This window comes from Chryseobacterium sp. RU37D, assembly GCF_900156075.1.
In the GTDB taxonomy this organism is placed as follows: Bacteria; Bacteroidota; Bacteroidia; order Flavobacteriales; family Weeksellaceae; genus Chryseobacterium.
In genome coordinates this window covers 119251-131531 of record NZ_FTMM01000001.1, presented here as the reverse complement: position 1 = coordinate 131531, position 12281 = coordinate 119251, and the positions used below count along the sequence as shown (strand labels likewise).

11 protein-coding genes are annotated in these 12281 nt (G+C 35.3%); 6 read left to right on the top strand and 5 right to left on the bottom strand.

Annotation, left to right across the window (positions count from 1 at the left end):
- Positions 1-5: 5 nt before the first annotated feature.
- The 3 genes from BW926_RS00625 to pdhA form a co-directional block, all read right to left on the bottom strand.
- The gene (locus tag BW926_RS00625) at positions 6-674 is read right to left on the bottom strand and encodes an ABC transporter ATP-binding protein (protein ID WP_076443460.1); all 669 of its coding nucleotides are present in this window, start codon (positions 672-674) and stop codon (positions 6-8) included.
- A gap of 323 nt (positions 675-997) precedes the next feature.
- On the bottom strand, positions 998-2608 hold the full coding sequence (locus BW926_RS00620) for a pyruvate dehydrogenase complex dihydrolipoamide acetyltransferase (RefSeq protein ID WP_076443459.1): 1611 nt from the start codon (positions 2606-2608) through the stop codon (positions 998-1000).
- A gap of 108 nt (positions 2609-2716) precedes the next feature.
- Entirely contained in the window at positions 2717-3718 is a 1002-nt protein-coding gene (gene pdhA / locus BW926_RS00615) for a pyruvate dehydrogenase (acetyl-transferring) E1 component subunit alpha (protein ID WP_076443458.1), read from the bottom strand.
- 880 nt (positions 3719-4598) lie between these two features.
- Here pdhA and BW926_RS00610 point away from each other — a divergent pair.
- Positions 4599-5075, top strand: a complete 477-nt coding sequence (locus BW926_RS00610) for a BlaI/MecI/CopY family transcriptional regulator (protein WP_076443457.1) — start codon at positions 4599-4601, stop codon at positions 5073-5075.
- A 129-nt stretch (positions 5076-5204) separates the two neighbouring features.
- On the opposite strand, the gene BW926_RS14305 is transcribed toward BW926_RS00610, so the two are convergent.
- Together BW926_RS14305 and BW926_RS00600 are read right to left on the bottom strand one after the other, a co-directional pair.
- A complete protein-coding gene (locus tag BW926_RS14305) occupies positions 5205-5963 on the bottom strand; it encodes a hypothetical protein (RefSeq protein WP_076443456.1) in 759 nt (252 codons plus the stop codon).
- 137 nt (positions 5964-6100) lie between these two features.
- Positions 6101-6481: an RNA recognition motif domain-containing protein gene (locus tag BW926_RS00600; protein ID WP_076443455.1), complete on the bottom strand. Its 381-nt coding sequence runs from the start codon at positions 6479-6481 to the stop codon at positions 6101-6103.
- A gap of 454 nt (positions 6482-6935) precedes the next feature.
- Between BW926_RS00600 and BW926_RS14700 the strand changes: the two genes are divergently transcribed.
- From BW926_RS14700 to BW926_RS00575, 5 genes are all read left to right on the top strand, one after another.
- Positions 6936-7103 carry a DUF6157 family protein gene (locus BW926_RS14700; RefSeq protein WP_410493235.1) on the top strand — a complete coding sequence of 56 codons (168 nt, stop codon included), beginning with the start codon at positions 6936-6938 and terminating at the stop codon, positions 7101-7103.
- A gap of 203 nt (positions 7104-7306) precedes the next feature.
- On the top strand, positions 7307-7705 hold the full coding sequence (locus BW926_RS00590; protein ID WP_076443453.1) for an acyl-CoA thioesterase: 399 nt from the start codon (positions 7307-7309) through the stop codon (positions 7703-7705).
- Complete coding sequence (locus tag BW926_RS00585) at positions 7702-8262, top strand: helix-turn-helix domain-containing protein (protein WP_076443452.1); 561 nt, start codon at positions 7702-7704, stop codon at positions 8260-8262. The genes BW926_RS00590 and BW926_RS00585 overlap by 4 nt, the downstream gene beginning before the upstream one ends.
- Before the next feature lie 230 nt (positions 8263-8492).
- Positions 8493-11336 carry a heavy metal translocating P-type ATPase gene (locus BW926_RS00580; protein WP_076443451.1) on the top strand — a complete coding sequence of 948 codons (2844 nt, stop codon included), beginning with the start codon at positions 8493-8495 and terminating at the stop codon, positions 11334-11336.
- 87 nt (positions 11337-11423) lie between these two features.
- Positions 11424-12152, top strand: coding sequence for a DUF72 domain-containing protein (locus BW926_RS00575; protein ID WP_076443450.1), 729 nt, complete (start codon positions 11424-11426; stop codon positions 12150-12152).
- Positions 12153-12281 lie beyond the last annotated feature (129 nt).

Genomic DNA, 12281 nt, shown 5'->3' with positions numbered 1-12281 from the left:
GAAATTTAATCGATGATCATTCCATCTTTCATTACCAGTTTTCTGTCTGTGATTTCAGCAAGATTCGGGTTGTGTGTAACAATTACAAAAGTCTGATTGTATTTGTCTCTCAAATCAAAGAATAATCTATGTAGATCATCAGCGTTTTTTGAATCAAGATTTCCTGTAGGCTCGTCGGCAAATATGATTTTTGGAGAATTGATTAAAGCTCTTGCGACAGCTACTCTTTGTGCTTCCCCTCCAGACATCTGATTCGGTTTATGATGCAGCCTCTGCTCAATTCTTAAGTCCTCAAACAAAGCATAAGCCTTTTCCTCAGCTTCTTTTTCACCAGTTCCTGCAATTTTTGTGGGAAGCAAAACGTTTTCCAATGCTGTGAATTCTGGAAGTAATTGGTGAAACTGGAAAACAAAGCCAATATTCTGATTTCGGAATTTAGAAAGCTGCTTATCATTCATATTAATAAAAGATTCGCCGGCTATAGCGATTTCTGTACCATATTGTTTGGAATTTGTAGGCAGATCCAGTGTTCCTAGAATCTGCAGAAGTGTAGATTTTCCCGCTCCGGACTCTCCTACAATGGATACAACTTCACCCATTTTTATGTGAATATCAACACCTTTTAATACTTCTAAATCTCCATAAGACTTATGGATATTCCTTGCTTTAATCATAATCCAAAAATAGTAAATTGATTTGAAATATGAGAAATTTTTAAAGTGAATTGTGAGTGGTAAATCCGCTTTGTTGTCATTTTTTTATTTGAATTTTAAATACTAGGTTCGCAATAATTTCTAAAATTCTATCTCACATTTTTCGTTGGCAAAGATACAAATATCCAACTCAGGAATTCATTTATTACTAATTTTGTCATCCCAATTTCTATGACAAACAGAGTGGAAATCTTATGTTTTTGAGAAGACTAGTGATATTCTTTCAGTGTAAAACAAAAAACCTCCCAAAATTGAGAGGTTTTTATTATTCAAAACTTAGAAATTTACAGTAACAAAGTTAATGGGCTTTCTAAATATGTTTTTAAAGTTTGTAAGAACTGAGCACCTGTAGCACCGTCTACCACTCTGTGGTCACAAGCCAATGAAAGCTTCATGGTATTTCCAACTACTATCTGGCCGTCTTTTACAATCGGTTTTTCGATAATTGCTCCTACCGAAAGGATGGCAGAGTTTGGCTGATTAATGATACTTGTAAATGTTTCAATCCCAAACATTCCTAGATTAGAGATTGAGAATGTAGAACCTTCCATTTCGTTTGCTTTAAGACCTTTATTCTTAGCTCTTCCGGCCATGTCTTTTACAGCAGCAGAAATCTGAGTGTAAGACATTTGATCTGTATTCTTCAATACCGGAACTACCAATCCATCAGGGATAGCTACTGCAACCCCAACGTTAATATTTCCTCTGTGGATGATCTTGTCACCTGCCCAGCTTGAATTCACCTGCGGATGTTTTCTTAAAGCAATTGCAGTCGCTTTAATGATCATATCGTTGAAAGAAATTTTGGTATCTGGTAAAGAATTGATCTCTTTTCTAGCCTCAATTGCTTTATCCATGTTGATTTCAACCATCAGATAATAGTGAGGGGCGGAGAATTTACTTTCAGAAAGGCGTTTCGCGATTATGTTTCTTACTTGCGAATTTGGAGTTTCTGTATCTTCACCTTGTACAAAGTTTAATGCAACTTGAGCAGCAGGACTTGCAGCCGGAGCTGGAACTGTTGGTTTTGCAGATGGCTGATAATTTTCAATATCTTTTTTAACAATTCTTCCATTTTCACCAGAACCTTGTACAGAATGAATATCAACACCTTTATCCTGAGCCATTTTCTTAGCTAATGGAGAAATTGCTACTCTGTCGTTATTGCTAGTTGCCGATTGTTGTTGGTTGTTAGTTGATTGTTTTTCTTCTGTTTTCGCTTCTGCTTTTTGTTCAGCAGGTTTTTCTGATGAAGCAGCCGCTGGCTTTGCAGCTCCTACTCCTGAAACGTCTGTTCCTGCAGGGCCAATCATTGCTAAAACTGAATCCACCGGAGCAGCTCCGCCTTCTTCAACACCTTGCTTTAATAATACTCCGTTGAATTCAGATTCGAAATCCTGAACGGCTTTATCGGTTTCGATCTCAGCAAGAAGATCTCCTTCTTTCACTGTATCACCTACATTTTTGTGCCATTTCGCCACTTTACCTTCTGTCATTGTATCAGAAAGTCTAGGCATTGTAATCACTTCTACTCCTGCAGGAACTTCAGCCGAAGCTTGTACCGGAGCAGCATTAGTTTCTGCTTTAGGCTCTTCTTTTTTCTCTTCAGTTGTACTGGAAGCAACAGCTCCTCCTGTTAAACCAGAAATATCTTCCCCTTCATTACCGATAATAGCCAAAACAGAATCTACAGCAGCGGCACTGCCTTCTTCTACACCTATGTATAAAAGAGTACCTTCCATCTCAGATTCGAAATCCTGAACGGCTTTATCGGTTTCAATTTCAGCTAAAATATCACCTTCCTTTACTTTATCTCCTACTTTTTTATGCCATTTAGCCACTTTACCTTCCGTCATTGTATCGGAAAGACGTGGCATTGTAATAACTTCTGCCATAATTTTTTTTAATTTGAAAATTTGGGAATTTGTTAATTTGAAAATTAAAAAAGATATGATAATAAATCATTTTCAAATTTTCAAACTTTCAAATTGACTTATTATCTTTTAGTTTTCTAATTTATCTAAGAACGGATAATCTTCCTGAGCATACACATACTCATATATTTTCTCAGGATCCGGATATGGAGAGTTTTCCATGAATTCGATACATTCTTCAACGAAGTCTCTGGATTTGTTATCCATAGCTTCCAATTCTTCTTCAGTAGCCCAGCTGTTAGCCAAGATTCTTTGTTTGATTAACTCGATTGGATCATCATTTTTATGAACTGCAACTTCTTCTTTAGATCTGTAAGGCTCAGCGTCAGACATAGAGTGACCTCTATAACGGTACGTTCTAGCCTCGATGAAAGTTGGCCCGTCTCCTCTTCTGGCTCTTTCGATAGCTTCGTAAGCAGCTTCTGCTACTTTTTCAGGATCCATTGCATCTACAGCAAGACAAGGCATTTCATATCCTAAACCTAATTTGTAGATATCTTCGTGGTTCGCTGTTCTTTTAACAGAAGTACCCATTGCATATTGGTTGTTTTCAACAACGAAAATTACAGGAAGCTTCCAGTTCATCGCCATGTTAAACGTTTCATGTAATGAGCCCTGTCTAGCCGCACCGTCTCCAAAGAAGCAAATGTTTACAGCCTTTCTGTCAAAATATTTATCTGCGAAAGCGATACCTGCTCCCAAAGGAATTTGTCCTCCTACAATACCGTGACCTCCGTAGAACCTGTGTTCTTTACTGAAAATGTGCATAGATCCTCCCATACCTCCTGATGTACCTGTGGCTTTACCACAAAGTTCTGCCATAATTCTCTTAGGATCTACTCCCATTGCCATTGGATGGATATGGCATCTGTAAGCGGTAATCATACTATCTTTAGTTAAATCCATTGCATGCGTAAACCCTGCAGGAATTGCCTCCTGACCATTGTACAAATGTAAAAAACCTCTGATTTTTTGTTTTAGATAAAGAGAACGGCATTTGTCTTCAAACCTTCTCCACATTGTCATATCTTCATACCACTTCAGGTATACCTCTTTAGAAAATTCTTTCATGTGTTAGCCTTTGCTTATTTATTATGAAATAGTTGAGCAAAATTATAAAAAAAACTTTGTTTTTATTGTATTTATACTCATTGTTTTTTTAGCTATAGTATTATATTTATATTATCAAACTAGAACATGGAAGAAAAACAGCCTTCATTGGTACATAAATCTCAAAAAGGATATCAGATTTTTTAATCCTTTAATCTCTGTTATTTATATTTTTCATTTACATAAGTGTTTTAAAATATTAAACTTGTTTAAATTTTTTAGGAGCAATTTCCTCCTTTTCACTATATCTTTTGTGTAGCGAAGCGAAACAAAAGGATGCCGTTACAACATCGGAGTATTGTTATTGTCACCTATTTAAACAATAGTAAAAATCTACAAAGTTTAAACAGATTTATTCTTTAAAAAGACTCGCTCCTTTATTTCCTACCTATATTATTAATGATTATTTTACCGGAATTATCTGGATTGTATGGATTGTATGGAATGTTAAAAGCGGTAAATATAACAATATAGATGTTTCAATAAGGTTCAGAAGAAAACGTTATACATTTTTATTGCATGTTGTGTGATTACTTACTTTCTCTTTCATTATTTTGAAAGCGGGCTGCTGGATTTTGTAATGCTGTTTATTTTAATTTTTGCCCTACAGGTCAGTAATTATTTTATTAAAAATTTGAGGCATACGGCCTTTAATATTTTTGTGGTAGTTTTATAAAATAAAATGGGATTCGTATGGCTATGATTGCCGTTTTGGTAGGAACCATAAGAATTATTATAAAAAGGCATACTCCGAGGGAAGTATTGCTTGGTGGTTTGATTGTTTCCGTGGTATATTTTATTTACTTATATTGCAATATGCAATTCAATAGTAAGATCTGATATGAAAATATGCCACCTCACATCTGCAGAAGAAAATTTAATGAGACTGTTCTGGAAGCTAAATTCTTTTTATTTAAAGGATATTATGGAACAGCATCCTGATCCGAAACCGCACCAGAATACCGTTTCTACCTATCTGAAGATATTGGTTGAAAAAGGATATCTTTCCACAGAAAAAGAAGGCCGGATTTTCAAATATGCCATTCTGATTCCTTTGGAAGAGTACAGAAAATTTTTACTGAAAGAGCTTTTGCATCATTTTTTTAATGATTCGGGGAAGGAAATTCTGGAGTTTTTATTTAATGAAAAACTTATTTCTAATGAAGATTTAAAAGGCTATCTTGATTTAAAGATCGAACTAAAACCGGCAAGAATTAAAGAACCTAAGCTGGAATATGCCAATGAAATTTTACATCCTAAGAAAGATAAAAAAAACAAGGATAAAAAGAAAAAGAAGAAAAAAGATCAGCTAAAATGAAAAAAAGGAGTCTATCTCAAAAGGTAAACTAATGCTCAGAGAATCTCCTTAATGACAAAATTTATCAGACAAGGAGTCCGAGAGAGGGCGTACTTTTGAGACAGCCTCTTTCTGTTTATAGTAATCTTATTATTTTCGTGTTCCTGAGCTCCATATAGGTGTAGAATCTCTGTAGATGACAAGATTTCCGTCATTTTGAACATCCATCCTCGTGGCTCCACGACCATTGCTGTTTGATGACCAGACCGCTCTGTTGTAAGAATCATAAACAACCAAATTCCCATCCTGCTGGAATTCTGCCTTGCTTCCTTTATTATCCGTTGCTGCAGCCCAGATTACCTCCCCGTTGCTTCTAGCAAGAATCAGGTTGCCGTCGTTTTGCAGCACAAGATATACGCCGCGATCACCGGAATAAATTTTTTGGCTTTTATAAAATTCGTGACCGGGATTTACACTCCCTCCACGGAAGCCCCAGCCATTTCCGTTTCCGTTATTAGAATCATTATTATTGGTATTGGTAGCCCATAGCGGTGTGGAACGGTTGTAAATTACTACATTTCCGTCATCCTGTACAACAAGTTTGTTGGCACGTCTTCCGCTGGTATTGGAGCTAAATATAGACCTGTTTCCGGGAGCATATACTACAAGATTGCCATCGTTCTGGAAAATAGCCTGTGTCCCTCTGTTCATTGTCTTTGCTTCCCAGATGGCTCGCGATGATCTATTATACAAAACTAAGTTGCCGTCTCTTTGAAATACAAGATAATATTGTCCGTTGTCTGACCAGTATTTTTTGTCCGGCTGAAGATTCTGGCCGGCAAAAATGTTTTGTGCATTTAAAAGTACTCCACAAAACATCATTATTACTGCTAATAAATGTCTTCTCATTATAATTGATTTTGATTGGTTAGAAGTTTTCTAAAATTGTGCCAAATGCCAGCTGTTTCTCAATCTAAGATACTAATTATAGATAAAGTTTACATTAGTTTTGTATAAAAAAAGCGGCTAAAAAGCCGCTTATATTTTTACCAACGTTTTCCGCCGTTACCGCCACCACTGTAGCCTCCGCCGCCGCCATAGCTGCCACCACCTCTGTTGTTACCTCCGTAACCTCCACCGCCTCTGTTTCCACCGCCGTTGTTACTAAAAGTTCTTCTTGGCTTTTCTTCTCTTGGTTTAGCTTCTGATACGTTAAGAGTTTTTCCGTTGAATTCTTTTTGGTTAAGAGCTTCAATAGCCTGCTGTCCTTCAGAGTCTTCCATTTCGATAAAACCGAAACCTCTTGAGCGGCCAGTTTCTTTATCCGTAATGATTTTTACTGAAGAAACTTCTCCAAATTCTGAAAATAGATCCTGCAACTCATAATCTTTAGTTGCGTAATTGATGTTTGAAACAAAAATGTTCATCTGAGTTAAAAAATTAAAAATGTTAAAAATGATTTGGTATATAAAAGAAAAACAACATAAAGTAAATGAACAAATATTGATTCCAAATATAGACGCATGCAATATACGATTAATAATTTCATTTCAAAGGTTTTTTAAAAAATATTTTAATAAATTTTTCATCGAATTTTTTATTTTGTTAAAAAGTATTAATTGTTTATTAAATAATCATGAATAATTATTAAAACTATAATTATCAATAACAAATAATAAGAATGAACCGATTTTACAAAGTATGAATAATCAGATTTTACAATGAAAAACTTATATTTAAATAACTTTATTGGATTATGAAAAGATATACCATCAATTACATCAATATTTTTATCGAAGTTGCACAAGATTTTCCCGTCTCGCGGTCACAGATTTCTGCTGAAAAAAAAGAAAGACATTAGCGAATCTCCCATTCAAACAGATTGTAAAAAATCCATATAAATATACTTCTGATAATCTTATTTTTAATTGTTATGCCCTTAAAAATGATATTTCGGAAAATGAAAAAGCAGATAAGTTTTTCTCAAAAGGTCAGTCTGCATCAGATGCTCTCCCTGGCGAAAAGGTACTGCCTTGGAATTCATCATAATGAAAATGAAAAAGTTGCAATTTATCTTTTGTAAAACAATGGATATCAACAATTTGTAAATGACAGTTTTGTCACAAAAGGAAAGGCTATTTGATCCAAAAGTAAATAATTGAGAAAATAAATAATTCTCTTTTGATAACTAAATCCAATTTCTTTTCTAAAGCCAGTTTTTAACACTAGATTTGTAAAGAAAATTATCAAAGATGAACTATCACACCAGAAAATGGGTTAAACCCGAAGACCTGAACCCCAATCATTCTCTTTTCGGAGGAAGATTGCTACAGTGGATCGACGAAGAAGCAGCACTATATGCCATTATTCAATTGGAAAATACAAAAGTGGTCACAAAATTTATTTCCGAAATTAATTTCGTAAGCTCTGCAAAACAGGGCGATATTATTGAAATTGGGATTGAAGTGGTTAAATTTGGGTCTACATCCCTCACGCTTGCCTGTGAGGTAAGGAATAAAATGACGCACCAGACCATCATCACAGTCGATAAAATTGTCATGGTAAACCTAGATGAAGAAGGAAACCCTGCTCCTCACGGAAAAACAAAAGTGGAATTTGTAATAGACCGTCTTAAGCAGAATGGACTATGAAGATTTTCATAAAAAATATGGTCTGCAACAGGTGTATTGCGGTAGTTTCGTCTATTTTTAACGAATTTAAAGTTAAAATCAAAAATATTAATCTCGGCGAGGTGGAAACACCATCTGAAATTTCAGAAAAACAGCTGCTGTTGATAGAAAATCGGTTACGGGAGGCCGGTTTTGAACGAATAAAAAATTCTGCGCACCAGCTTATTGAGAAAATTAAAAGCTTAATTATTATAAAAATCAGTGAGCTGGATATTGATGAAAATTTCCTTTTGTCAGAATTTTTAGTTTCAAACCTTCACAAAGATTACAGCTTCCTTTCCAAAACGTTTTCACAAAATGAAAATGTTACGCTTGAACAGTTTTTTATCCTTCAGAAAATCGAAAAAGTAAAAGAACTGCTGCTTTATAATGAATTTACCCTTACGGAAATTGCCGGAAAGCTCGGATATAAAAGCGTTCAGCATCTATCATCACAGTTTAGAAGCAGCACAGGCTTCACCCCTACAGAATTTAAGAAATTAAAAGTACACAATCGTAAACCTTTAGATCTTGTCTAAGACTAAAGTCTCGCGGATTTAGCAGATTTTGTAATTTAAGAGTACTAAAAGTATACGAAAACATCTGCGTAATATGCTAAATCCGCGAGATAAAAATATAACATTAAAATTCTCAAACTCTAAAACCCTTCAATACAACGACTCAAACAAAATTCTATAAACATTATCCTTAAATTTATAACAACCTTCCAATTTCGTTTTGGAAATTTGTACAATAAATTAAAAGGATCATGGAAAAGCAATATAAAATACTAGGAATGACCTGCTCCGGCTGCCAGAAAAAAATCTCTGAAAAGCTGAACAGTATTGATGGGATCAAAGCTGAAATTAATCTTGGAAATAGTATGGCAACCATTATTTCCGAAAAAGAAATAGATTTCAATACCTTAAATAAAGCGCTGGAAGAAATTGGAAATTATAAGCTGGAAGACCCCGAAAATCCTGAAAAAGCTTTCATAAAACCCCAGGACAGAGTTTCGCCATCTTCTGTTTATTATTGCCCGATGGAATGCGAAGGTGATAAAGTGTATTTTCAGCAGGGCAAAAGATGTCCGGTCTGCAATATGTACCTGGTCCCGATCGAGGAAAAACAAGCAAAAGATCCAAATTTTAAACCGATTTATTCCAAAACAAACCTTCCTGAAAATTTCAAAAATCATATCGGAAAATATTACTGTCCGATGTTCTGTGAAGGCAGTAAAATCTATGACGAAAAGGGTGATTGCCCTGTATGTCATATGCATTTGGAAGAAATTACCGAAGATTTAGTAAAAAAATCGGCACATTCACATCATCATTCCCATAAACATGGTCACAGTCATCATCATGAAGCCGCAAAAGTAACAGATGAAATGGCAGGAAAATACTATTGTCCCATGTTTTGTGAAGGTGATAAAGTATATGACAGCAATGTAGGATGCTTCGTCTGTGGAATGGATCTCGTAAAATACCCTGAAAAGAAGACCGTAAAATATACCTGCCCAATGCACCCGGAAATTATACGTAATGAACCGGGAAGCTGCCCTATTTGCGGAATGGATTTAGTCAGAATACCCGGTAAAGATGATGATGATGATAAAACATATAATATTTTAAAAAGAAAATTCATTATTTCTTTATTATTCACCATCCCGGTTTTTATTCTTTCGATGGGGGGAATGTTTATTGATTTTCCTTTTTCACATCAAATTCAGGGCGTTACTGAATTGGTTTTAACGCTCCCTGTTTTATTTTACTCAGGCTGGTTCCTGATGAAAAGAGGCTGGTTTTCCTTTAAAACACGGAACTTAAACATGTTCAGTCTCATCGCGTTAGGGGTAGCAGCAGCATTTACTTTCAGTATTGTGGCTCTCATTTTTCCGGATGTTATTCCGTACGAAATCCGGGGGCATAATCATGAGATACCATTATATTTTGAGGCGGTTTGCGTGATCTTAACGCTGGTGATTTTAGGGCAGCTTATGGAAGCCGCAGCTCATAAAAAAACAGGCAATGCTATCCGTGAATTAATGAATCTTTCACCTGACGAAGCCAATTTAATGATTAATGGTGAAGAAAAAAAGGTATTGCTTTCTCAGGTAAAAATCGGGGATTTATTAAAAGTAAAACCAGGTGAGAAAATTCCGGTTGACGGAAAAATCACGGAAGGAAATTCTTACATCGATGAAAGTATGATCACCGGTGAGCCCATTCCGGTAGAAAAAAACATCAATGATAAAGTTTCTTCGGGAACCATCAACGGGAATCAGGTGTTTATTATGAAGGCTGAAAAAGTAGGCGACGAAACACTACTTTCTCAAGTCATAAAAATGGTCAACGAAGCCAGCAGAAGCAAGGCCCCGATTCAAAAATTAACCGATAGAGTCTCCAGGGTTTTTGTCCCGGCTGTTATTTTAATAGCAGTTCTAACCTTTGTTTTATGGCAGTTTTTTGGCCCGGAAGGGAAAAAAAGCCTGTTTGCGTTTGTTAATGCCGTTGCAGTGCTTATTGTTGCCTGTCCGTGTACTTTAGGTCTGGCAACGCCGATGTCACTGATGGTGGGGATTGGCAAAGGGGCCAAAAACGGGATTCTTATTAAAAACGCTGAAGCTCTTGAACAAATGAATAAAGTAAATGTTTTAATTACCGACAAAACAGGTACTTTAACTGAAGGGAAACCATCTGTAGAACATATTGAAGCTGTAAATAGCAATGAAAATTTATTGTTAAAACTAGCCTATTCATTAAATCAGAATTCAGAACATCCGTTATCAGATGCGGTGATCAAAAAAGCAAAAGACAAAAATATTTTGCCGGAAAAAATTGAAAACTTTGAAAATATTTCAGGTAAAGGTGTAAAGGGAATTTCAGGCGGAAAAATAATTTATCTGGGAAATGAAAGCTTATTGATGAATAATCAAATTACCATTCCTGAAAATCTGAAGCAAAAGGCCCTTGAAGTACAGTCAAAAGCGCATACCATATCGTATATTGCTCAGGAAAATGAGGTGCTGGGATTCATCAGCTTTACAGATAAAATCAAGGAAAGCTCTAAAAAAGCAGTTCAGCAGTTATTGAATGAAGGCATTGAAGTAATCATGATGACCGGAGACAATGAAATTACTGCAAAAGCCGTTGCAGACGAGCTGGGTATCAGGCATTATAAAGCAAACTGCCATCCTGAAGATAAATTAAATGAAGTGAAAAAAATTCAGCAGCAGGGAAAAATCGTGGCCATGACCGGCGACGGGATCAACGACTCTCCTGCCCTTGCCCAAGCAAACATCGGGATTGCCATGGGAACCGGCACGGATGTCGCCATTGAAAGTGCAGAAATCACTTTATTGAAAGGAGATATTCTAGGTGTTGCCAAAGCCAGGTTGCTAAGCGAGAAGCTTTTGAAAAATATTAAGGAAAATTTGTTTTTTGCTTTTATTTATAATGTGCTGGGAGTTCCTATTGCGGCAGGATTATTGTATCCATTTTTTGGAATCTTATTATCACCTATGATTGCAGCTGCGGCCATGAGCTTCAGTTCTTTATCTGTGATTTTAAATTCTCTGCGATTAAATTCGGTTGATTTGGATATTAAATAACTTTAATATTCTCTCAGATTTAGTAGATATGTTTCTTAAAATAGGTGCAAACATCCGCTAAATCTGTGAGAGTAAAAAAATAGCAGTATGGAAAAAGAAAATCTTTACATCGGATGTTCAGGGTTTTACAATAATGACTGGAAAGGCTCATTGTATCCTGAAGACGCAAAAAGTAAAGACTTTCTTACCCTGTACTCCCAAGAATATAACTGCGTTGAGATTAACTCCACATTTTATAGAAAACCGACAAAAAAGACACTTTTAAAATGGTCTGATGAAACTCCCGAAGACTTTAAATTTTTCATTAAAATTCCAAAAGCAATCTCGCACGAAAAACGTTTAAAAGATTGTAAAGAAGAAATTTCCGAATTCTGCGATCATATTCAATCCAATATAAAAGAAAAGCTTTCCGGTTTTCTGTATCAGTTTCCTCCTTTATTTAAGAATACCCCGGAAAATGTTAATTTAATACTTGGTAATCTTGATTTTAATTATTTAAATGTCATTGAATTCCGGCATCAATCGTGGTGGGAAGATGAAATACTTACAATATTAAAAGAAAAGAATATTGTTTTCTCTGGAGTGACTTTCCCCGGAGCTTTACCGGAAACTGTCATAGTTAATAACCCAGATATTCTATATTACAGGCTTCATGGTAAACCCATTCTTTATAAATCTGAATATAGTAAAGATTTTCTTGATCAGTTGGCTGAAAAAATTAAAGAAAAAAATAGGAAATCATTTATATTTTTCAACAATACATGGGGAAATGCAGCTATTAATAATTCATTGTATTTAAAGAAAATCCTGAAGTAAATCGCCCATCAATTTATTAGTATTAAAATATGCTTTAAAATAAATTTTCAGGTAGGTATCGGCATAGATTTTGTTAAGAATAATTTGTAAAAATTAACAATATTTAACAATTTAAATTCCTGCAATTTT